The sequence below is a fragment of the Leptotrichia sp. OH3620_COT-345 genome (assembly GCF_003932895.1).
Taxonomy (GTDB): Bacteria; Fusobacteriota; Fusobacteriia; order Fusobacteriales; family Leptotrichiaceae; genus Pseudoleptotrichia.
The window spans coordinates 198,718-223,048 of sequence record NZ_RQYW01000003.1 but is presented as its reverse complement, the minus strand read 5'-3'; the positions used below and the strand labels follow the sequence as shown (position 1 = coordinate 223,048).

The 24,331-nt window shown below is 30.7% G+C and carries 18 protein-coding genes and 2 pseudogenes; 18 read left to right on the top strand and 2 right to left on the bottom strand.

Features of this window, described 5'->3' with window-relative positions:
• Window positions 1–26 precede the first annotated feature (26 nt).
• The 11 genes and pseudogenes from hemB (at window position 27) to EII29_RS03265 (ending at window position 11,838) form a co-directional block, all read left to right on the top strand.
• Window positions 27–1,000, top strand: a pseudogene (hemB, locus tag EII29_RS03320) (porphobilinogen synthase).
• Between the two features lie 175 nt (window positions 1,001–1,175).
• Complete coding sequence (gene trkA, locus EII29_RS03315) at window positions 1,176–2,531, top strand: Trk system potassium transporter TrkA (protein WP_125236123.1); 1,356 nt, start codon at window positions 1,176–1,178, stop codon at window positions 2,529–2,531.
• A gap of 24 nt (window positions 2,532–2,555) precedes the next feature.
• Entirely contained in the window at window positions 2,556–4,004 is a 1,449-nt protein-coding gene (locus EII29_RS03310) for a TrkH family potassium uptake protein (RefSeq protein ID WP_125236122.1), read from the top strand.
• A gap of 300 nt (window positions 4,005–4,304) precedes the next feature.
• Window positions 4,305–5,131 (top strand): annotated as a pseudogene (locus tag EII29_RS03305) (GyrI-like domain-containing protein).
• 180 nt (window positions 5,132–5,311) lie between these two features.
• Window positions 5,312–5,653: a sulfurtransferase-like selenium metabolism protein YedF gene (gene yedF / locus EII29_RS03300; RefSeq protein ID WP_125236121.1), complete on the top strand. Its 342-nt coding sequence runs from the start codon at window positions 5,312–5,314 to the stop codon at window positions 5,651–5,653.
• 157 nt (window positions 5,654–5,810) lie between these two features.
• On the top strand, window positions 5,811–6,998 hold the full coding sequence (locus EII29_RS13120; protein ID WP_305021990.1) for a cobalamin-independent methionine synthase II family protein: 1,188 nt from the start codon (window positions 5,811–5,813) through the stop codon (window positions 6,996–6,998).
• 18 nt (window positions 6,999–7,016) lie between these two features.
• On the top strand, window positions 7,017–8,699 hold the full coding sequence (locus EII29_RS03285; protein ID WP_158612455.1) for an ABC transporter substrate-binding protein: 1,683 nt from the start codon (window positions 7,017–7,019) through the stop codon (window positions 8,697–8,699).
• Window positions 8,700–8,730: 31 nt separating this feature from the next.
• The gene (locus EII29_RS03280; protein ID WP_125236117.1) at window positions 8,731–9,684 is read left to right on the top strand and encodes an ABC transporter permease; all 954 of its coding nucleotides are present in this window, start codon (window positions 8,731–8,733) and stop codon (window positions 9,682–9,684) included.
• Window position 9,685: 1 nt separating this feature from the next.
• Window positions 9,686–10,480: an ABC transporter permease gene (locus tag EII29_RS03275; RefSeq protein WP_125236116.1), complete on the top strand. Its 795-nt coding sequence runs from the start codon at window positions 9,686–9,688 to the stop codon at window positions 10,478–10,480.
• The gene (locus EII29_RS03270; RefSeq protein ID WP_125236115.1) at window positions 10,464–11,252 is read left to right on the top strand and encodes an ABC transporter ATP-binding protein; all 789 of its coding nucleotides are present in this window, start codon (window positions 10,464–10,466) and stop codon (window positions 11,250–11,252) included. Before EII29_RS03275 ends, EII29_RS03270 begins: the two co-directional genes overlap by 17 nt.
• Window positions 11,218–11,838 carry an ATP-binding cassette domain-containing protein gene (locus tag EII29_RS03265; protein ID WP_125236114.1) on the top strand — a complete coding sequence of 207 codons (621 nt, stop codon included), beginning with the start codon at window positions 11,218–11,220 and terminating at the stop codon, window positions 11,836–11,838. Before EII29_RS03270 ends, EII29_RS03265 begins: the two co-directional genes overlap by 35 nt.
• Window positions 11,839–12,099: 261 nt before the next feature.
• Here EII29_RS03265 and clpB read toward each other — a convergent pair whose 3' ends face one another.
• On the bottom strand, window positions 12,100–14,670 hold the full coding sequence (gene clpB, locus EII29_RS03260; RefSeq protein ID WP_125236113.1) for an ATP-dependent chaperone ClpB: 2,571 nt from the start codon (window positions 14,668–14,670) through the stop codon (window positions 12,100–12,102).
• Between the two features lie 288 nt (window positions 14,671–14,958).
• On the opposite strand from clpB, the gene EII29_RS03255 reads away from it, so the two are divergent.
• From EII29_RS03255 to EII29_RS03225, 7 genes are all read left to right on the top strand, one after another.
• On the top strand, window positions 14,959–16,800 hold the full coding sequence (locus EII29_RS03255) for a PTS sugar transporter subunit IIA (RefSeq protein ID WP_158612454.1): 1,842 nt from the start codon (window positions 14,959–14,961) through the stop codon (window positions 16,798–16,800).
• Between the two features lie 494 nt (window positions 16,801–17,294).
• Window positions 17,295–19,352 (top strand): PTS sugar transporter subunit IIA, encoded by a 2,058-nt coding sequence (locus EII29_RS03250; RefSeq protein WP_125236111.1) that lies wholly within the window; start codon window positions 17,295–17,297, stop codon window positions 19,350–19,352.
• Window positions 19,346–19,777 (top strand): PTS sugar transporter subunit IIA, encoded by a 432-nt coding sequence (locus tag EII29_RS03245; RefSeq protein WP_125236110.1) that lies wholly within the window; start codon window positions 19,346–19,348, stop codon window positions 19,775–19,777. The genes EII29_RS03250 and EII29_RS03245 overlap by 7 nt, the downstream gene beginning before the upstream one ends.
• Before the next feature lie 63 nt (window positions 19,778–19,840).
• Window positions 19,841–20,110: a PTS sugar transporter subunit IIB gene (locus tag EII29_RS03240; protein ID WP_125236109.1), complete on the top strand. Its 270-nt coding sequence runs from the start codon at window positions 19,841–19,843 to the stop codon at window positions 20,108–20,110.
• 29 nt (window positions 20,111–20,139) lie between these two features.
• On the top strand, window positions 20,140–21,495 hold the full coding sequence (locus EII29_RS03235; RefSeq protein ID WP_125236108.1) for a PTS ascorbate transporter subunit IIC: 1,356 nt from the start codon (window positions 20,140–20,142) through the stop codon (window positions 21,493–21,495).
• A gap of 65 nt (window positions 21,496–21,560) precedes the next feature.
• The gene (locus EII29_RS03230) at window positions 21,561–22,376 is read left to right on the top strand and encodes a transketolase (RefSeq protein WP_125236138.1); all 816 of its coding nucleotides are present in this window, start codon (window positions 21,561–21,563) and stop codon (window positions 22,374–22,376) included.
• Window position 22,377: 1 nt separating this feature from the next.
• Window positions 22,378–23,337, top strand: a complete 960-nt coding sequence (locus tag EII29_RS03225; RefSeq protein WP_125236107.1) for a transketolase family protein — start codon at window positions 22,378–22,380, stop codon at window positions 23,335–23,337.
• A gap of 248 nt (window positions 23,338–23,585) precedes the next feature.
• Here the strand turns inward: EII29_RS03225 and EII29_RS03220 are convergent, their stop codons facing one another.
• Window positions 23,586–24,293, bottom strand: a complete 708-nt coding sequence (locus tag EII29_RS03220) for a glycosyltransferase family 2 protein (RefSeq protein ID WP_125236106.1) — start codon at window positions 24,291–24,293, stop codon at window positions 23,586–23,588.
• Window positions 24,294–24,331: the final 38 nt, after the last annotated feature.

Below are 24,331 nucleotides of genomic sequence, written 5' to 3'. Positions count from 1 at the left end.
AAAAATTATATAAAAAAGAGGTTGAAATGTATAAAAGGCATAGAAAACTAAGAAACAGTGCTGAAATAAAAAATCTTGTGAAAGATGTATATCTTAAAAAAAAGATTTAATATATTCTATCTTTATTGAAGAAGGAGAAAATATAAAAACAGAAATAAAATCAATGCCCGTAATATTCAGATATTCTTTAGACAGAATAGACGGAGAACTTGAAGAATTGTTGAGATTAGGATAAATTCAATATTGCTGTTTGGTATACCGAAGTATAAAGATGAATATGCAACTGAAAGCTATAATGAAAATGGAATCATTCAGAAAGCAGTAAAATATATAAAAAGGAAATATCCTGAATTTTTAATCATAGGGGACGTGTGTTGTTGCAAATATACAAACCATGGCCATTGCGGGGATTTTGATGAAAAGGGATATGTGAAAAATGATGAAACCTTGGAAATTTTAGCAAAAATAGCTTTGTCTTATGCAAAAGCAGGAGTGGATATTATTGCCCCATCAGATATGATGGACGGAAGAGTGGAAAAAATATCTGAAATACTTGATAAAAATGGATTTGGAAATATTGCTATAATGTCTTATTCAGTAAAAATATTCTTCATCATTTTATGGGCCTTTCAGAAATGTTGCAAATTCGGCACCGAAATTTGGAGACAGAAAATCTTACCAGATGGATTACAGATATGCAGGAGATGATTTAAGCGAAGTAGAATCCGATCTTATACAGGGATCGGATATGATAATAGTGAAGCCTGCTTTAGCTTATCTCGATATATTGACTAAAGTGAAGGGAATGTTTGGGATTCCGGTCATAGCTTATAATGTGTCGGGAGAATATTCCATGGTGAAAGCCGCAGCATTTAACGGTTGGATAGATGAAAAAAATATAGTTATGGAACAGATGTATGCTTTTAAAAGAGCAGGAGTAAATGCAATAATAACATATTTTGCAAAAGATGTGGCAAAATATCCTGATGAAAGTGTTTAGGAAAAATGGAGTGAAATCTAGATGTCAATATTTTCAAATAATATAAAACTCGGGGATTTTCGAATGATTTTAACCGAGTTTTTTTATTCAATATTAAAAAAAGAAAAAATAATATTTGCATATAATAACAAAATAAAATATAATACAGGTGTAATAAAAAAAAGAAGAGGTGAAAATGAAGATAATAATAGTAGGTGCCGGAGTAGTTGGAGAATCTTTGTGCAGTGAATTGTCAGAAGAGGGAAATGATGTAATTCTAATTGAAAAAAGAGAAGAAGTGCTGAATCGTATAATAGATACAAATGATATTACAGGATTAGTAGGAAACGGGGCCTCCTATGAGAATCTTCTGGAAGCCGGAGCGGACAGTGCTGATGTATTTATAGCGGTAACGGAAGCCGATGAATTAAATATTATTTCATGTATTATCGCAAAAAAAATAGGGGCGAAATATACTATTGCAAGGGTAAGAAATCCTGAATACAGTACAAATATGAGATTTGTAAGAGAAGAATTGGGAATATCCATGATGATAAACCCCGAAGCTGAAGCTGCCAAGAGTATAATCAGTAAACTTAAGTTTCCCAATGCAATAAGTGTAGACAGTATTTTTTCCAATAGAGCAAATATCCTCGAACTTGAAATAACAAAAGAAAGTAGTCTTAATGGAGTTATGTTAAAAAATCTGGGGAATATTTCTTCAGATAAAATTATAGTTTTTGTAGTTAAAAGAGGAGATGACATATTTATACCTACAGGGAATTTTATTCTGTCTGAAAATGACAGTATATATGTCACAGGAACAAACGGAGCTATAACAAAGTTTTACAATGAAATGGGATATGAAAATAAAAATATAGATTCAGCAATGCTTGTAGGAGGAGGAACTATATCTCACTATCTTACTGAAAGGCTTTTGAATAATAAAAAGAAAGTGAAAATAATAGAATCCGACAGAGAAAAAGCTGAAAAATTGAGTCGAAGTTATCCTGAAGCGGTGGTTATATACGGTGAAGAAACTGATCAGGAATTTTTAGTAAGTGAAGGAATTAAAAATTATGATGCCGTTCTGGCTTTAACTGATAAAGACGAGGAAAATGTAGTAATTTCAATGTTTGCAAAGTCGATTAATTCAGGAAAAATTATGATTAAAATGAGTAGAACTCTTCTATTGCCGGTTTTAGACGAAAAAGGACTGTATTCCATTATTGTTCCTAAAAAAATAATATCGGATATAATTATAAGAGTCGTGCGTTCAAAAATAAATGCAAAAGGATCAAAAATGAATACTCTTCACAGACTTGTGGAAAATAGGATAGAGGCTATCGTATTTGAAGTAAGCTCCCAAAGTAAAGTTACAAGTATACCTATTAAAGACTTGAAAGTTATTCCTAACCTTCTAATAACTTGTATATTAAGAGGAGAAGAAATGATTTATCCGGGAGGAAATGATATTATTCAGGAAAAAGATAAAGTTATGATTGTCACATTCAGAAAGGCAATAGAAGACATTGATGATATTCTGATGTAAAGTAAAAACAGGAGAAATTAAAAAATGAACAAAAAAATGATAGCTTTTATAGTGGGAAGAATACTTCTACTTGAAGCAGGGCTGATGGTTCTGCCTTTAATAATAAGTTTTATATACAGAGAAACTTTAAAATATAAAGTTTCTTATTTTTCAGTAATAGTAATTCTTTTAATTTTAGGGTTTGTTCTTTCGGCAAGAACTCCTAAAGATACATCAATTCAAGGGAGAGAAGGATTTGTTATAGTTTCCCTATCATGGATACTTTTATCATTTTTCGGAGCCTTACCTTTATTTATGACAAAGGAAGTACTTTCGTTTACAGATTCATTTTTTGAAATTGTAAGCGGATTTACAACAACAGGTTCAAGTGTAATAACTGATCTTTCAAAAATAAGCCGTTCAAATTTGTTTTGGAGAAGTTTTACACATTTTGTAGGTGGAATGGGTGTTCTTGTTCTTGCACTTGCAGTATTTCCGAAAAATTCTCCCAGTTCAGTTCATGTTATGAAAGCTGAAGTTCCCGGACCTACTTTCGGAAAACTTGTTTCAAAACTTTCTACAACTGCGAGAGTTCTTTATAAAATATATGTTGTAATGACAATAGTCCTTACCGTACTTTTAGTATTCGGGGGACTGGATATTTTTGAAGCAGCTCTTATTGCCTTTGGAACAGCAGGAACAGGAGGTTTTGGAGTAAGAAACGGAAGTATACTGCCGTATAACAGTGCTTATGTGGAAATGGTACTTGCAGTGGGGATGCTTGTATTCGGAGTGAATTTTAATGTATATTATTATATTTTAATAAAAAAGATAAAAGAAGCCTTTGCGAATGAAGAACTCAAATACTATTTAATAACGGTATTTATGAGCACGGTATTTATATTTATAAATATAGTTTCAAAATATAATTCATTATGGCAGTGTTTCAGAGATGTATTTTTTTCAGTTTCCTCAATAATAACAACAACAGGGTATTCCACAGCTGATTTCGGTTCATGGCCGGTATTTTCACAAACAATACTTCTTATATTAATGTTTTTCGGAGCCTGTGCAGGGTCAACCGCAGGCGGTCTTAAAATATCAAGGATAGTTATGATTGGGAAAATGTTTTCAGCCGAAATAAAACATATGGTAAGTCCTAACAGAGTAATTTCCGTAAAGTATGAAAATAAAACTCTGGATGTAAAAATACAGAAAAGTGTTACAAATTATTTTCTTGTATATATGGTTTTATTTGTAGTTATGCTTTTTATAATAGCTGCAAATACGGATGATTTTCTGACTGCTTTCAGTGCAGTTGCAGCGACTTTTAATAATATAGGGCCGGGACTTGGAAAAGTGGGACCGACATTAAGTTATACAGAACTTAATAATTTGTCAAAAATTGTACTGAGTTTTGCAATGTTGGCAGGAAGGCTTGAAATATTTCCGATGCTTGTATTATTTGCTCCGGGAACTTGGAAAATAAAATAAAATTAAGCAATGACGGATTATTACAGTCTTTATGTTTGGAATATTTACAGTTTGTACAAGTGTAAAAGTATTAAAACGCAAGAATTCCGAGTGTATAGAATATTAAATGACCAATATTTTTTAATTTTGTCGGAATATAAAGAAATAAAAAAATTAAAACAAAAGAAAAAAGAAATAAAAACGATAGAGAAGAAAATTGACAGAATTTTCTTCTTTTTTGAAACGATAAAATTTGTACAGAAATTATCGGGGAAAATTATACATTTCAATATATAATCTTTATGAAAGGAGGAATTAGAAATGTATATTATTAAAGCTTTCAATCAGACTATGAATTATATTGAGAAAACTTTGGCTGATGAACTTGACAGAAAACGGGTAGTATTACTTTCAGGATATTCTTATCCTTTATTCAGTAGAATCTTTTCAATAATGGTCGGTTATTCTTTAAATGAATATATCCGTTTTAGAAAACTTTCCCGTGTCGCTACAGATTTGAGAGAAAGTAATGAAAAAATAATTGATATAGCGTTTAAATACGGATACGAATCTCCTGATTCATTTGCAGCGGCTTTTAAAAAGTTTCATGGCTCCCCATTCCCACAGAAGTAAGAAACGGAAAATCATTTCAAATTTTCTCTCCAATCAGATTATCTTTAAATGTTGAAGGAGGAAAGAATATGGAAATAAAAATTGAAAAGAAAAGAGCTTTTAAAGTTGCAGGCATAAAAGCTGAAGGAAACGGAGAAGATTTTTTTCAGAAGGCTTGGATTAAATTATTTGAAAAAGTCGCTCATCATATTCCGGAAAAATTAGGTGACAGACAAAGTTACGGAGCCTGTTACGGATTTGAATATATGGCGGAATATGATGTTAAAGATACGGAGAAAGCTGCAGGCTTAGGACTTGAAACAATAGAAGTGCCTGAAGCGGAATATGTCGTTGTCAAGTTGAGAGGGCCTATGCCGGGCGGTATTCATGAGGGTTGGAAATATATAACAGAAGTATTTTTCCCCGAGCAGGGATATAAACATGCAGGAACACCTGACTTTGAAGTATATTCTGAAGGAAATATGGAAAGTAGCGATTACGAAATGGAACTTTGGGTTCCAGTTGTGAAAGCATAATCTTACTATTTTTCAATTATTAAAAATCATTTAACTCTGACTGTTATAAAAAAATCTTATAGAGTATTTTAAATTCTTATATTTATTGACAAAGGAATATACGAGTGTTATATTTAATAATAAGAAGATGACAAGATGATAATTAAAGTAATAAAAATTATTATATGGGAGTGATCTGAAATGGCACAAAGTTATGATGTTGTAATTAAAGGAACAGGAATGGGAGAAGGTGAAAAAGTATTAGTTGATAATTTAATGAAAGCCTTTATTCATACTCTTGCCCAAAGGGAAAATCTGCCTGCTCATATTGTTTTTTACGGAGAAGGAGCAAAACTAACTGCTAAAGGTTCAGGATGTCTAGAAGATTTGAAAGAGCTTGAAAAAAGGGGAGTAAAAGTTATGACTTGTGGTATTTGTATTGATTACTATGAGCTGAATGACCATTTAGAAGTAGGAACTATAACCACGATGGGAGAAGTTGTAGAAATATTGTCTAACAGTAATTTAATAGTAGAACCTTAAAAATTAATCGATTTATAAAATAAAAGATTGCTTTAGAATTAATAAATACTTGTGGTATAAATTTTTAAAAATATTTTTGAATTTATACATTGAAAAAGTAATTTTTAATTTTTAGGCAGTCTTTCTGTGTTATACAATCAAATTTAAGGAGGTTAATGTGAAAAATATATTTAAACCTTTTTCGACTACATTAATTGGAAGTATGCCACGTTCTGAAGAATTGTTACAGTTAAAGGAAAAGAGTATAAAAGACAGCTATTACTGTAATAAATATAAAGAAAAAATGTTTTCGGAAACGGAAACGGTTATTAATATGCTACAAGACGTAGGGATAGACATAATTATAAGCGGAGAATTGTCACGGGATAATTATATGAGCTATGTTGCCGAACGTGTTTCTGGTATAAAGCTAATGACAATGGAAAATATAAAAGAAATCACGGGAAATACTGATGATTTTAATAAAAGTCTCGAAGAAATGGATGCAGCTGACAATTCTATGAACAGTCCCGTATGTACAGGGAAAATTTCTACAGATACCAAGCTGAATATTGAAGAAGTGGATATGATAAAAAGTATTACGGATAAACCTTTTAAAATGACTTTACCGAGTCCTTATTTGCTGACTCGTTCTATGTGGTTAAAAGAAGTCACGGGGAAAGTATACGAAAATCGTAAAGAATTAGGGAATGATGTAGTAAAACTGCTGATTAATGAAATAAGACGTCTTGTTTCAGTGGGAGTTAAAATTATTCAGATTGATGAGCCGATTTTATCTGAAGTTGTTTTTATGAGACAGAGCGGAGATAATTCTTTTTATTGAGGAGCATTGTCTGCAAAGATCAAGGTTGATCGGGAATTGAAATTTGCTAATGATTTGTTAGCTCCCATATTTGACGAACTTCGTAAATATGAAGATGTTTTAAGTGGAATGCATGTCTGTCGCGGAAACTGGACTTGTCATGAAACGGTATTACTTGAAGGGGCTTATGACAAACTCGGAGAATTTTTCGACTCACTAGATGTGGATATGCTGGCATTGGAATTTTCCACTCCTCGGGCAGGAGAAGTAAAGCAGCTGTTTGAAAATAATTTTTTAGATAAAAAAATAATATTAGGTTTCGGATGTATAAATCCGAGAAATCATATTATTGAAACTCCCGAGGAGATTGTTGAGGCGACAGAAAAGGTATTGGAATTTTTACCGCCTGAAAAAATATGGTTGAATCCTGACTGTGGATTTGCAACATTTGCCAAAAGACCGTTGAATTCTTATGAAGTAATAAAACAAAAATTATCATCAATGGTAAAGGCTTCACATATTTTAAGAGAAAAATATAAGTAATTAATGAGGAGGAAAATGATGAAAAATTTTAGTATGAAAAAGATATGGTCTACTTTAAAAATAACAACAATGCTCGTTGTAATATGTTTAGGAATGATAAACTGTTCAAAAGGACAAAGTACAGCCGACAAAGCGGGCGAAAAAGTTTCAGAATTGAATTACGGGATAGCGGTTTCTCCCGAGGGGAAATTTAATCCGTTGGTAGCCAATACTCAGTATGATGTTGTTGTAAATTCATTAGTGTATGATTCTCTTTTAAAATTAAATTCTAAAATTGAATTAGAACCTTCAATGGCTGAAAAATATGAAATAAGCAATGACGGAAAAAAGATTGTATTCACTTTAAAACCGAATATTAAATTTCATGACGGAATGCCCGTTACTTCAAAAGATATTAAATTTACTTTAGAATCTTTGGCAAGTCCTGAATATGAGGGAGATTTGGCAAGCTATGTTCAGTCTATTAAGGGATTTAAAGAGTTTCACGAAAATAAAGCATCTGAAATCGCAGGAATTGCGTGTCCTGATGAAAAAACAATAGAAATTAATTTTGATGAACCTTATTCACCTATGTTGATTAATATAGGAACTTTAGGAATTTTACCTTCACACATTTGGGAAAAAATTGAGATCAGTAAATGGAGAGAAAATAATGAGTATATTTCCAATCCCGTAGGTTCAGGTCCATATAAACTGGATATATTCAAATTGGGAGAATTTGTAAAACTGATTTCAAATGATGAATATTATAAAGGAGTGCCTAAATTAAAAACTTTCATATTTAAAGTAGTTAATGAAGAAACCGTAAGTGTAGAATTATTAAAAGGAAGTATTCAGATAGCCGATATTTCAAATATCAGATCAGATAATGTCAAAACACTGAAAGATGGGGGCATAGAAATAATAAAATATCCGAATTCAAAAATACAGTATATGGGTTTTAATTTAAGAAATGAGGTCTTAAAAGATATAAATTTAAGAACTGCAATTGCATACGGAATAGATAGAGAAGCAATAGTTAAAGGACTTCTTGAAGGAAACGGAGTCGTGATAAATGCACCTATGATTCCGTCTTTGTGGTCATATCCGAAAGAAGGTCTGATTGAATATAAGTTTGATGAAGTTAAAGCAAAAAAATTTTTAAAAGTAGCAGGTTATGAAGATACAAATGGAAATGGAGTTGTAGATAAAAATGGAAAAGATCTGGAATTGACTCTTACTGTTCCTACAGAAGATACGATTAGGGAAAAAACAGGTATGGTTATTCAGGACAATCTGGCTAAAATAGGAATCAAAGTAAATATAGAAGCTATGGAATTTAAAGCGGTAATGACAAAAGTAGTGGGAAATCATGAATTTGAGATGTATCTGATGGGGAATACTCTTGATGTAGACCCTGATCCTACACCTTACTGGTATTCTACACAGGCTTCTGACAAAAGAGGAGTTTTCGGTTGGAATATAGCAGGGTATAGATCAAAGGAAGCTGATAATTTAATGGACTTAAATAGAAAAGCTGTTGAAATTACTGAAAGAACAAAGATACTTAATGATTTTGGAAAGTTATTGAATAAAGAATTACCTTGGGTGCCTTTATATGCTTCGGATATAGTAAAAGCTTATAATAAAAATCTGAAAAACTATACTCCGAATACATTTGCAGATTTTTATAATGTTGAAAACTGGGAACTTGAAAAATAGCTTTTCCAGAACTTAATGTGAAAGAGGAAAAATGAGGAAGTATATAATTAGAAGAATATTAATATCCGGAGTAATATTAATTGGGATTTGTATTTTTGTGTTTGTACTACTACAGTTATCTCCCGGAAACCCTTATATGGATTCAATGAAACCGGGAATGACTCCTGAACAGATTGAAATAATGCTTCAAAAAAAAGGACATTATGCTCCGATATCGATAAAATTTTTAAAATGGCTTACTTTAGTTTTGAAATTTGATTTCGGTTATTCTATGAAGTATGGGCAACCTGTAATGACGGTGATTTCGGAAAGATTACTCAATACACTTTTTTTGACTGTACCGTCATTAGTAGTATCACTTTACATTTCAATAATAGTAGGAAGGTATACCGCATATAATAAAGAATTTTTTGATAAAATAACGGATATTATAAGTGGAATAGGAATTTCAATGCCTACGTTTTTATTTGCAATTTTACTTATAAAATGGTTTACATTTGATATTTCGCTTTTCCCTGTTTCAGGGACAGGAGAACTTTTAAGTACTGATAAGTTAAGTCAATTTTTTATAAAAATTTATTACGCGGCATTACCCATTTCTGTTTTAACTTTTATAAATTTTTCACATTTTGTAAGATATATAAAAGGATATATGTCATCTGTAAAAGACGCCGAATACATAAGAACATATCGGGGCTTTGGAATGACAGAATATGAAGCGTACAAAAAAATCGGATTGAGAAATATTTTACCTCAAATTTTTACGATGATTTTTACAGAAATTCCCAATCTTATTTCTGGTACATTAATAACCGAAACCATATTTGTATGGCCGGGATTTGGAAAATTAAATTATGATGCGGTTTTATACAGGGATTATCCTTTAATTATGGGAATAATTATAATAATAGCTTTTACTGTCCTTATTTCAAATTTTTTATCAGATATTTTAAATTACTATTTAGATAAAAGAATAGGAGTTTAATATGAGATATAAGTTATTATCAGGAGGATTAATATTTCTGACAATTATTTTATTTATTTTTCTTGGTCCTGTTATTTATCCTGTAAATCCCAATGCCGTCAATTTGATGAATATAGAAAATCCACCGAATATAACAGCATTATTAGGAACGGATTCTACAGGAAGGGATATTCTGGCAAGATTAATGGAAGGAGGAAAAGTTTCACTAACTGTAGGGATTTTAGCGACTTTAATTAAAATGCTTATTTCTCTGATTTTAGGTTTTCTTTCGGTTTATTTTGAAAAACTTGATAGTGTAATTATGAGAATATGTGACATACTTATGTGTTTTCCTTTTTATGTTCTTGCAATTTCAATTTCCGCTTTCACAGGGCCCTCTGTTAAAAATTTGATAATGATAATAGTATTTTTTACTTTTGCAGTGCCTACAAGATTAATCAGAACGGAAATAAAAACATTAAAAAATAAAGAGTTTATTCAAATTTTAAAATTAAATGATGAAAAAACAATAAAAATACTTATAAATCATATAATTCCTAATTTGAAAAATACCGTTCTTGTAATTTTTACTACTTCCGTTGCCCAAGCTATTTTGATGGAGTCATCTCTATCGTTTTTAGGAATGGGAGTTCAGGAACCCCGATCCAGCTGGGGATCTATGCTTTCGATAGCACTGAATGTATTAAATATACAGAATAAACTGTGGTTGTGGTTACCTCCGGGAATTTTGGTTTTACTTTTAATTTTTTCTATAAATTTAATAGGAGAGGGACTTCGGGATGTTGGAAGTAAATAATTTAAAAATAACGGTTAAAGATAAAATTTTAGTAGATAATATAAATTTTAAAATTAATAAAAATGAATCACTGGGAATAATAGGACAGTCAGGTTCGGGAAAAACTCTCACGGCTTTAGCAATAATAGGATTATTGGATAAAAAGATATATAATTTTTCAGGAAGTATAAAATTTTTTGATAGAGAAATCTTAAAATTACAGGAAAAAGAAATTGCTTCAATAAGGCTTTCAGATATAGCTATAGTATATCAGAATCCTTTTAATACTTTTTCCCCTGTAGAAAAAATAGATAAACAGATTGATAGAATTTATAAAATAAAAAAATTGAAAAGAAATGAAGAAAAAATAAGTTCTCTTCTTAAAGTAGTTTCACTTAATGAAAATCATCTGAAAAAATGTCCGCATGAGTTATCAGGAGGAGAGTTACAAAGACTGGTAATTATTACAGCACTGTTATTAAAACCTAAAATTTTAATTTGTGATGAACCGACAACATCTTTGGATAAAGATACTGGAATAAAGATAGTAAGATTTCTCGACAAATACAGAAGAGAAGAAAAAATGTCACTGATATTTATAACGCACAATTTGAATATTGTTGGAAAAGTTTCAGATAAATTGTTAATTATGAAAAATGGAAAAATAATTGAAAGAGGAGCAGTTTCAGAAGTTATAAATAATCCGAAAGAAGAGTATAGTAGAAAATTACTGAAATTATTTAAATTAGGAGACTATAATGCTGGAAATCAGAAATTTAACAGTAAATTATAATGAAAAAATTATACTTAAAAATATAAATTTAAAACTGGAACGGAAAATATACGGATTGGCAGGAGTAACGGGATCAGGAAAAACAACTTTTATAAAGGCGATTTTAGGACTATTACAATATAAAGGAGAAATTTTATTAAACGGAAGAATGTTAAGTAGTAGAAAAGGCTTTCAAATAGTATTTCAAAATCCTTTTAATTCCTTTGATCCGAAAAGAACTGTAAAGTTTTCCGTATTGGAAATTATTCGGCTAAATTCTACGAATTATACTCCAAATGAACTTGCCGATAAAGTAGGAGTAAACTCTGAATTTATAAATAAATATCCGTGTGAGCTATCAGGAGGAGAGCTACAGAGGTTTTCTATTGCAAGAGCATTGGCAGGAAACCCGGAAGTATTGATTCTGGATGAGCCGACATCAGCATTGGATTTGGAAAATCAGGAGAAAATTCTTGATATTTTAAAATCATTGAAAAACGTAATAATTATATTTATAAGTCATAACTTAAGCATATTAAAATATATTTCCGATGAAATTTTGATTTTAAATGAAAAGACTAAAAGTATAGAGTTAGCTGATATTTAAAATATTTTCTTATGTTTTAATTATTTGAAATTTAATTTAATAAAATTAAAAAACAAAATAAAACATCTTTTTAAGATTTTTGATTGCTGTAATAAATTGCAGAATCAGACTTTTAAGAGAAAAAAGTTATCTGTTGTCAGCTACAAATTTTTCCGGAATTATTTTCATGATACCTGCGACAGTAATGATATTTTAAATAAAACGGAAAATAAAAACTCACTTTATGAATTATCACTCAGTGAGTTTTTTTACATTTTTTTGTTATTTTACTTTATAAGTCAGCTTCTTTCCGTCGCTCTCTATTAAAACTGTACTGTTTTCAGGTATTTCATTTGACAAAATCATTTTTGAAAGGTTAGTTTCTATATCTTTCTGCACAAATCTCTTTAAAGGTCTTGCTCCATAAGCAGGCTCATATGCCTCTTCCACTATGAAATCAAGGGCTTTGTCTGTAAATTCGATTTTTATAAACTGATCTTTAAGTTTTTTATTTATATCTTTCAGTATAAGACTTATAATATTTTTTACATTTTCTTTTCCTAACGAGTTAAATACTACTATATCATCAATTCTGTTTAAAAATTCAGGTTTAAATCTGTGTTTCATTTCATCAAGAACTTCTTCCTTAGTTTCCCTTGAAAGTTTCGGGTCTTTTAATATAATTTCACTTCCTATGTTTGAAGTCATTATTACGATTGTATTTTTAAAATCGACTACTTTACCTTTTCCGTCTGTAAGTCTTCCGTCATCTAGTAACTGGAGCAAAACATTGAATACATCGGGGTGAGCTTTTTCAATTTCATCAAACAGTATAACGGAATATGGTTTTCTTCTCACCGCTTCAGTCAACTGTCCTCCCTCTTCATAGCCTACATATCCCGGAGGAGCACCTATAAGTCTGGAGACACTGAATTTGTCCATATATTCACTCATATCTATTCTGACGATATTGTTTTCATCGTCAAATAAATTATGTGCAAGGGTTTTAGTCAGATATGTTTTTCCTACTCCTGTAGGTCCGAGAAAAATAAATGAACCTATAGGTCTGTTCGGGTCTTTTAGCCCTGCACGGGATCTTATTATAGTATCACTTATTGTTTCAATAGCTTCATCTTGTCCGATAACACGAGTTTTCATATGTTCTGCTAAATTCAATATTTTTTCCTTTTCTCCTTGTAAGAGTTTAGAGACCGGGATTCCCGTCCATTTTCCTACGATTTCGGCAATTTCCTCACTGTCAATTTCCTGTTTCAACAGTTTATTTGAGTTTCCTTTATCAGCATTGTTCCACTTTTCTTCCTCTTCTTCTCTTTCTTTTTCAAGAGTGGCAAGTTTTCCGTATTTTAATTCAGCGAGCTTGTTATAATCACTTTTTCTTTCGGCTTCTTCAATTTCGAGCTTAACTTTTTCAATTTCTTCATTTATTTTCGTGAGTCTTCCGGCTTCTTCCTTTTCACTTTCCCATTGGGATTTAAGGGATTTTTCTTCTTCTCTAAGTTCTGAAATTTCTTTTTCCAATGTTTCAAGTCTATCTTTGGAAGCTTGATCCTTCTCTTTTTTCAATGCCACTTTTTCAATTTCCAACTGCATAAGACGTCTTGTAACTTCATCAAGTTCTGTAGGCATTGAATTTATTTCAGTTTTTACTTTTGCTGCGGCTTCATCAATAAGGTCGATAGCTTTGTCAGGCAAAAAACGATCGTTTATATATCTATCGCTCATTGTAGCGGCAGTCACTATAGCATTGTCGGTAATTCTGATTCCGTGGAATATTTCAAATTTCTCTTTCAAACCACGTAATATGGAAATAGTGTCTTCTACAGATGGTTCATTAACCATGATAGGCTGAAATCTTCTTTCAAGGGCAGCATCCTTTTCAATATATTTTCTATATTCGTCAAGAGTGGTAGCCCCTATTACTTTAATTTCACCACGTGCAAGCATAGGTTTTAAAAGATTTCCGGCGTCCATAGAACCTTCAGTTTTCCCTGCCCCTACTATATTGTGAACTTCATCTATGAACAGTATAATTCTTCCCTCACTGTTTTCAAGTTCATCCAGTACGGCTTTCAATCTTTCCTCAAATTCTCCTCTATATTTTGCTCCTGAAATTAATGCTCCCATATCAAGAGAAAATATAGTTTTATCTTTCAAATTTTCAGGAACATCACCTTTTAGTATTCTTTGAGCAATTCCTTCGGCAATGGCAGTTTTTCCTACTCCCGGTTCCCCTATTAATATAGGGTTATTTTTATTTCTTCTGGATAAAATCTGAATAGCACGTCTTATTTCATTATCTCTACCTATAATCGGGTCTATTTTCCCTTTACGTGCCAGTTCTACTAAGTCTTTTCCGTATTTTTCCAATGCTTCATAAGAATTTTCAGGGTTATCCGACATAATTTTTCTACCTCCTCTTATTTCGTTAAGAACATTTTCAAATTGATTTTTTATAACACCGTTTTCTCTTAAAAAACTGTTGTTATCATAAGCTGACAGAAATAAATGCTCAGTGCTTATATAGCTGTCTCCCATTTTTTTAGCATAATCTCCCGATCCTACCAATATTCTGTTCAATTCCGCATTAGGTCTCGGTTCTGAAGTTCCTCCTTCAATTTTAGGCATTTTATTTAATTTATCTTCCAATACTTTCATAAGACTTATTGTATCTATCCCCATTTTTTTCAAAATGTTCGGAATAAGACCATTCATTTGTCCTATTAATGCAAGTAACAGATGTTCCACTTTCATATCGGAACTTCTATATTTTATTGCAAAATTATGAGCTTCTGAAATAGCTTCCATGCTTTTCCGTGTAAATTTTTCTTCCATATTTATCATTCTCCTTATATATTATGTCTTATACATCTTATATAAAATGTATTCTTTTTATAAATTTGTTAGCACTCCTTCACAGTGATTGCTAACAAGAATAATATAGCATAGTTTTATATATATGTCAACATTTTTTTTTAAAAAAACTTGCTTTTTTTAATTTAAGTGGTAATATTTTATTATAGTAATAATTTTTATGAAGAAATATTGAAAAAGTGTATATATTTTCAAAAAATATACTGCTGAAGATAACCTAAGCAAACAAAAATGAAAGGTGAGATGAAAATGAATCGTGAAAATCTATCATTAAAAGAAAGAATGAACATATTGAAAATGATACTTTTTTTTGATGAGAGCGGACTGAAGCTTTCTGATATAGCTGAAAGTATGAAAATTTCCAGAATAGAGGTTAGAAAAGATTTGGAGAAACTGACTGATGAGCTGAAAAAAGATGGCATAAACCTTATTTATGAGAATTATGTGGGATATAAACTTGAAGGGAATAAAGGAAAACTTCTCATAAAAAGAGTTGAAACTTTGGAAGAGATTATGGCACAATTTGACGGAGGAAGTTTTTTTGTTTCTGAAAATAATGATAAATGGGAAAGTTCAGATTATTTTTATGGATATATAAAATATGAAAACATAGAAATAGTCAGAGAATTTTTAGCAGAAATTAGAAAAAAAATGAATATTGAAATAAGAGAGCAGAATTACAGTAAAGTATTTTCATATATACTTATTTTAATTAATTTTGAAAAATTATACAATAATGACAGGAAGCACACCGTTAAGAAGTTTTTATTGCATACTCCGGAATATTTAATATCTGAAGAAGTATTGAAAAAGATATTTACGAACAGAAATAAAGATTTTTGTTTAAATGACGGGAAATTACTGTTAATTGCTGATCTCATAACGGGAATAATGATAAACGGATTTTCAGAAAATTCTTTTTATCAATGGATAAACGAAGGTGTTATTATAGAAAAGATTATTTCCAAAGCAGGAAAGCTCACAGGAATTGATTTTACCAATGATATTATATTGTATAAAGAGCTTCTCAATAATATAAAACCTGCAATATATAGAATAAAAAATGAAATTCAGATAGTAAACTCAGTTTTTAAAGAAATGATTTTAAATAATGATCCTATTCTTGAAATTGCTGAAAAAGCAGTACAGGAGACAGAAAAAATATTTAACATAAAATTTGGAGAATATTCTTTATGTTCCATAGGTTTTCATATAAATTCCGCTATAGAAAGAAGTAAAAGAGAAAACGTAAAAAAAGTAATATTAATTTGCGGATTGGGATATGGAAGTTCAAAAATTCTTGAACAGAGTCTTAAAGAAAACTATGAGTTGGATATAATAGATGTATTACCTTATTATTTAGCAGATGATTTAATACCGGGTTATGAAAACATAGATTTAATAATATCTACAATTTCCCTTAACAGAAAATATCATGTGCCCGTTATTAAAATAAATCCTTTACTCAAAGAAAATGATTTTAAAAAATTGTCTGAATATGGAATGGAAAAAAGCAGTACAAAAATTTCACTAAGAAAACTACTGAAAATAATAGAGAATAATACAGAGATAAAAAATATGCAAAGTCTTGTAAATGATTTGAAAAAAGGCTTGGATAGGAGGATAAGAGATGATTTATCGGAAATAGGATCAGTATTAAAAGGGCTGCTCAACAGAGACAATGTAAAATTTTTAGATAATGTAAAAAGCTGGCAGGAAGGAATGTTGGAAGCAGGTACGATGCTTGTAAAAAATAAAAATACGACTTTCGATTATGTAAATGAAATGATAGAGCTAGTGGAAAAACATGGACCGTATATAATAATTGATGAAGGGATAGCGATGCCTCATGCAGGAATTTCAGAGAATGTTTTAAAAACAGGAGTTTCATTGTTGATTGTAAAGGAAAAAGTGAAGTTTTCTGACGGAAGAGGAGTAAATATATTTTTAAGTTTTGCAGCTAAAAATAAAAATGAACATATGGAAATATTAAATGATTTATTTGAACTCACAACAAAATATGGATTTATTGAGAAAATATCCAAGATAAGTAAATATGAGGAGCTTGAAAGTTATTTTGAAAATATATAATTTTTTAATATTTGAGCAATTACTTTAAATAAGAATCGAGAATAATAATTTAAACTTATGTTTTTCTTTTATTCGATATTTAGAATATAGAATAAAAGAAAAATCTCGGAATTTTAAGGCATTCAAAATTTTCCGAAGAAATATGAAATTGTGCCGGTAAAGAAAACAGATGTGTAAACGAAGGGAGTTGCTATTTTCCAAGTATAATGAATATTTATGAGGAACAAAATTTTGTAATAGATAGCAAGAGAAGCGAACAACAGCAAATCCTCATGAAACATCTTTATCTGTATTATTTATTATTATACTATAGATGAAGATGTTTTTATATTGTAAATATGTATTTAAATGAATGTTTAAAACTGTAGATATTTTGTGACGAAATGATTTCATAAATCAGATAGGGGGTAACATTATTTCAAATATATTTGAAATATAGTGTAAATTGTTTATTTTATTTTATGAGGTATTCTTATAGTGAAAGGTGATATATGATGTTGAATTATAGAGAAACCGAAATATTGAACAATCTTATTAAAGGAAAGAAATATACTTTTAAGTTAATATCAGAAGAATACGGAGTGTCTGACAGAGCGGCAAGATATTATATTGATAACATAGATTACATGTTAAAAATATTAGGTTATAAAGTTACAGAAAGAGACAGGAATACTATTTTTATTGAAAAGAATCAGAATTTTAAAAGTCTTTATGAAGTTCTGGAAAAATCGGGGAAGTTATCTGTAGAGGATAGAAAAATCATTTTAAAATTAATACTGTTTTTTGATGAAAAAGGACTAAACATTACAAAAATATGTGAGGAACTTGAAGTTTCGAGAACGACAGTAAAAAAAGATATAAAACGGTTATCGTCAGAACTTGAAAAAGAGGAAATAAAACTTTTTTATAAAAATGATAAAGGTTACATGCTTGTAGGAAATACAAGGGAACTTCTCATAAAAAAAGTGGAATTGTTGGAAGAAGTACTTATTTTTTTAAATGGAAAAAATAATCTGAAAGTTTTTAAAACACATGTTCTAAATTATTTTTATAAATATATAAAAGAGGAAAGTATTGAAAATACAAAAGAATTTATACTGGAAATAAAGAAAATGATGCAGCTTAACATAAATGAAGAAAGTTACAGTAAGATATTTTCTTATGTACTGGTATTGCTGAATTCTCATAAAGTTTATGAAAATGATAGAGATATGATCTCAAGAAAATTTCTTGTACATACTGATGAATATGCAAAAATTGAAAATATATTGAAAAAAATTTCAGGTGAAAAGAAATTAAAATCAGAAGTTTTAATTGAAATAACCGACCTTATAACAGGGATTAACATAAACAATTTTAAGAACAATTCTTTTGAAGACTGGATAAATGAAGAACTGATTATAAAAAAAATGATTTCTAAAGTAAGCAAAATAGTTAAAATAGATTTGACAAGAGACGAAATACTTTATGATGGACTTTTGTATCATATAAAACCTGCCATGTATCGTATTAAAAATAATATCAGTATAACAAATTCCGTTTTCAAAGAATTGATTTTGGCAAAGGATCCCATTCTTGATGTAGTCAGTCAGGGAGTTAAAGAAATAGAAAGAATTTTTGAGATGAAATTTCCTGAAGATGAAATAGCTTTAATGGGATTTCACATAAAATCTTCCATTGAAAGAAATACTTCGGAAAAAACAAAAAGAGTAATATTGATTTGTGGACTTGGATACGGGAGTTCAAAGGTATTGGAACAAAGCCTGAAAGAAAATTATAATTTGGATATAGTGGATGTACTTCCTTATTATTTAATAGAAGATTTTGTACCGAACTATAAAAACACCGATTTGATATTATCAACTGTAGAGTTGGAAGATAAATACGGAATTCCCGTTATTAAAATAAATCCGTTACTTAAAGAAGAAGATTTTATACTTCTTTCCAAATATGGAATAAGAAAAAGCAGTACGAAAATATCCATGAAAAAACTGATAGAAGTAATAGAAAACAATACAGATATAGAAAACAGGAATAAACTTGTAGGTGATTTGAAAAGAGAGCTTGAAAATAAAGTGATTGATGATTTGTCGGATGTAGGAGCAGTGCTCGGAAAGATGCTTAATTATAATAATGTAAAATTTTTGGAAAAAGTTGAGGACTGGAAAGAAGCCATAATTGAAGCAGGAAATATTTTAGAGAAAAACGGAATTGTCAAAAAAGAATATATAAAAGAAATGATAAAAATTGTAGAAAAACATGGAGCATATATAGTAATTGAAGAAGGACTTGCGATACCCCATGCAGGAATTTCGGAAAATGTCTTGAAAAGCGGTATTTCATTATTAGTTGTAAAAGAAAAAGTTTTTTTCCCCAACGGAAAAGGTGCAAATATATTTTTAAGCTTTGCAACTATCGATAAAGATAATCACTTAAATATAATTAATGATTTGTTTGAGCTTGTAACTAAATACGGATTTATTGAAAAAATTTCACAGATGTCGGAATATGAAGAATTGGAACGATATTTCAGAAAGGAACTTGTATGTTGAAAAAAGAACTGAATGGGAATATACAGATACTTGATTTTGTAGAAAACTGGGAGGAAAGTATACGTATAGCGGGAAAGCCTCTACTTGAAAAAGGTGTGATTGAAGAAAGATATATACATGCGATGATAAAAAGTATAAATGAATTGGGCTTTTATGTAGTATTAAGAGAAAATTTGGCAATGCCCCATGCAAGACCCGAAGACGGAGTAATAAATACAGGAATAAGTTTTTTGAAACTTAATAATCCTGTAAATTACGGAGAACAGAAAATATATCTTATATTTATCCTCGCTTCTAAAGATGCGGACAGTCATATGGAAATACTTATGAAATTAATGGAATTATTTCAGAATGACAAGTGTATCGATAAGTTGATAAATGCAAATAATATTCAGGAAATAGAAGAAATTATAAAAGAATACTGATATAGATATGAAAAAGAAAATTCATATATAGATTTATAAAAAAGAAATAGGAGGAGAAATTTTATGAAAATTATGGCAGTTTGCGGTTCAGGACTGGGAAGCAGTTTTATGGTAGAAATGAACATAAAGAAAGTTTTAAAGAAAATTGGAGTGGAAGCCGAAGTGGAACATTCAGATCTGGCTTCAGCAGTTCCGGGGGCTGCTGATGTATTTGTAATGGGAAAGGATATTGCTGAAAGTGCAAGTATTTCATCTGAGAAACTTATAGTTCTGGACAGTATTATAAGTATGTCTGAGCTTGAGGAAAAATTGACAAACTATTTTAAAAAATAAGAATTAAAATAATAATTTAGGAGGAAAATATGAAAACTTTACTGACTTTTATAGTAGATATTTTAAAAGTACCTTCAATTTTAGTAGGAATGATAGCTATGATAGGATTAATCGTTCAAAAAAAACCTATAACGGACATAGTCAAAGGAACGGTTAAGACAATACTCGGATTTCTTGTATTGGGAGGAGGAGCAGGATTGGTAGTAGGCTCTCTTGCACCTATGGGGAGTATGTTTGAACAGGGATTTCACGTACAGGGTATTGTACCTAACAATGAAGCGATAGTGTCATTGGCATTGAAAGAATATGGAACGGTAACTGCGTTAATAATGGCACTCGGTATGTTTTGGAATATATTTATAGCAAGATTTACAAGACTGAAGTATATCTTCCTGACAGGTCACCATACATTGTATATGGCTTGTATGATAGGGATAATATTAAAAGTTGGAGGATTTAACGGACCGTTACTTATAATTATAGGTTCATTGACATTGGGACTTGTAATGGCTATATTTCCTGCTCTTGCACAGCCTTACATGAGAAAAATTACAGGAAGTGATGATGTAGGATTCGGACATTTCAGTACGATAGGATATGTACTGTCAGGAATGGTAGGTTCTCTCACAGGAAAAGGATCAAAATCCACTGAAGAAATGAAATTACCTAAAAACCTAAGCTTTTTAAGAGACAGCTCAATTTCTATTTCTCTGACTATGATGATAATTTATTTAATATTGGCATTAGTAGCAGGGAAGGAATTTGTAGAGACCAATCTGAGCGGAGGAGATAACTATATAGTATTTGCAGTAATTCAAGCAATAACTTTTGCAGCAGGAGTGTATATAATACTATCAGGAGTCAGACTTGTTTTAGCTGAAATAGTTCCCGCCTTTGTAGGGTTTTCGGAGAAACTTGTACCTAATGCAAAGCCTGCACTGGATTGCCCGATAGTTTTCCCTTATGCACCTAATGCAGTATTAATAGGATTTTTATGTAGTTTTTTAGGAGGGATAGTAGGATTATTTATGCTTGGTATGCTGAAATGGACTCTTATTTTGCCGGGAGTAGTACCTCACTTTTTCTGTGGAGCTACAGCGGGAGTATTCGGAAATGCTACGGGAGGTAGAAGAGGAGCTGCTTTAGGAGCCTTTGCAAATGGGCTTCTGCTGACATTTTTACCTGTAATATTACTTCCTGTATTGGGAAATTTAGGATTTGCAAATACTACATTTTCAGATGCCGACTTTGTAACTGTAGGGATAGTATTGGGAAATATGGCGAAATATGTATCACCTATGGCAGTGTCAGGTGTAATAATAGGAATAACAGCTATTTTAGTAGTGTTCGGCTTTATACCTTCAAAAAAGAAAAAAGAAAATTAATTTATATAAGCTGAAAGGAGCTAATTAAAGTGAGTAACAGTAATTATGAAGAAAAATTGGAAGAAATGAAGAAACTGGCTAGAGAAATTAGAATAAACACATTAAAATCCCTAAATCATTTAGGATTTGGACATTACGGAGGAAGCTTATCGGTAGTCGAAGTTCTTGCCGTACTTTATGGTGGAGTTATGAATATAAATCCTGAAAATCCGTGTTGGGAGAAAAGGGATTATTTCGTTCTGTCAAAAGGGCATGCAGGTCCTGCACTATATTCGACTCTGGCATTAAAAGGATTTTTTCCTCTTGAGGAAATTTATACTTTAAATCAGAACGGTACAAATCTTCCGAGCCATCCTGACAGACTTAAAACAAAAGGAATAGATGTAACTACAGGTTCACTCGGACAAGGTATATCCATTGCTACCGGTATAGCTATGGCACTTCATTTGGATAAAAAGCCCAATAGGGTGTTTTCAATCATCGGAGATGGAGAAATGAACGAAGGGCAGTGCTGGGAAGCCTTCCAGTTTATAGCTCACCATAATTTAAATAATATGACTATATTTCTCGATTATAATAAGCAGCAGTTGGATGGAGCTTTGGAAGAAATAATAAATCCGTTTTCCTTTGAAGAAAAGATGAAAGCTTTCGGATTTGATACTGTTACAATAAAAGGGGATGATATTAAAGGAATATATGACGCCGTGAAATCTCCACGGACAGAAAATGAAAAACCTTTATTTATAATTCTCGATACAATAAAAGGTCAAGGAGTGGAATATATTGAGAAAATGAAAAATTCACATCATATGAGATTAAATGACGATTTGAAAAAAGAAATGGAAAAAGAAGTGGAAAAGCTGGAAAGAGGGCGAGAATAAAATGATTAAGGTGTACAACGGAGATTTCAAAAAGGATGATATTGAAATGAGAAAAGTATATTCTACCGTACTTTCCCGATTAATGGAAAAAGACAACAGAATAGTAGCGCTTGAAGCGGATCTTATGAGTTCTATGACAATGGATGCCGTTCAAAAGGAAAAGCCTGATAAAGTAATAAACTGTGGAATAATGGAAGCAAATATGATAGGAGTGGCAGGGGGAATGTCTATTGCGGGGAAATATCCTTTTGTACATACATTCACAGCATTTGCAAGTAGAAGATGTTTTGATCAGCTTTTCATGTCGGCGGCATATCAGAAAAATAATATAAAAGTGATTGCCTCTGATGCGGGAGTAACAGCTGTACATAATGGAGGAACTCATATGTCCTTTGAAGATATGGGAATAATGAGAGGACTTGCAAATACTGTCGTAATGGAAATGACAGATGGAGTAATGTTTGAAAATGTTCTTGAACAGATAGCTTTGAAAGACGGATTTTACTGGATTAGGACAATGAGGAAAAATGCAGCGACTGTTTATGAGAAAGGTTCGATTTTTGAAATAGGAAAAGGAAATGTCTTAAAAGACGGAAATGATATTACTCTTATTGCCAACGGAATAATGGTATGTCAGGCATTGGAAGCGGCAAAGAAACTTGAAAAAGAAGGAAAAAGTGTAGCAGTGATAGATATGTTTACTTTAAATCCTATAGATAAGGAACTAATAATTAAATATGCAGATAAGACAGGGAAAATTATCACATGTGAAAATCACAGTATTCATAATGGATTGGGAAGTGCAGTTGCTGAAGTGATGGCTGAAAAAGGAAATGCACGATTGAAAAGAATAGGAATAAAGGAAAGATACGGACAAGTAGGAACATTGGATTTTCTTATGGAAGAATATGAGTTGACTTCGGAACATATTTATAGTGCTGCTTTAGAATTATTGAAGTAAGAAGAATAGCTTAAAATGCAAAGAAAAATTAAAAAAGTATCAGTTTAGTTATAACTTATATAATTAAGCTGATACTTTTTTATCTATTAGAGGATATAAATATTTTGATCAAACTTTATATCCTATTATATGATTATAATTATGATTATAATTTTGTTAAATGATATTTTTTTAATATTTTGATCAAAAATTTAAAATTAAAAAATTGAAAAAGCTATTATAATTTTTAAGTTTGTATTTAGTTAAGATTACACAAAACAGTTAACATTATAATTTCTTTTTTTCTTTTTTATCCGTTTTACAATAAAAATATTTTTCAGACTTGTAAAAAAACGATCATAAAAAGTATAATTTGATTTTCCGAAAATTCTGTCATAATAAGGAACGGGAATTTCAGCAACGGAAAATCCGCTTATTTGTGCAAGAACGGGAAGTATTCTGTACATACCTGTATAAGGATAAAAACACTTCAGTACTTTTTTCTTAAAAATTTTCATAGAACTTGCCACATCTTGAATGTCATCACCTACAATGATATTTCTTAAATGATTTCCTAAAACTGAAAATAACTTGTCGGAATTTTTGTTTTTTCTTCGGGATCTTGCACCGTTGACCATATCATATTTTTCCAAGTAAGGCAATAAAAGGATTATATCTGTAGGGTCTGCCTGTAAATCACCGTCTAAGGATACTATAATTTCTCCTTTTGCAAGATTAAAGCCTTTATAAAGTGCTTTGGACTGCCCTGAATTTTTTTCGAGAGAAATAATTTTAACGTAACTTTTATTTAAAGAAAGACTGTGTAAAATTTCTCCTGATAAATCTGTACTTCCGTCATTTATAAAAATAAATTCATAATCTACATATTTGTTTTCCACAGTTTCTTCAAGTTTTTTCAATAAAAGAGGGATGTTTTTCTCTTCATTGTAAACAGGTATGATAAATGAAATTTCCATAATGGAATCTCCTTTCTCAGATAATTTTACAAAGAAAC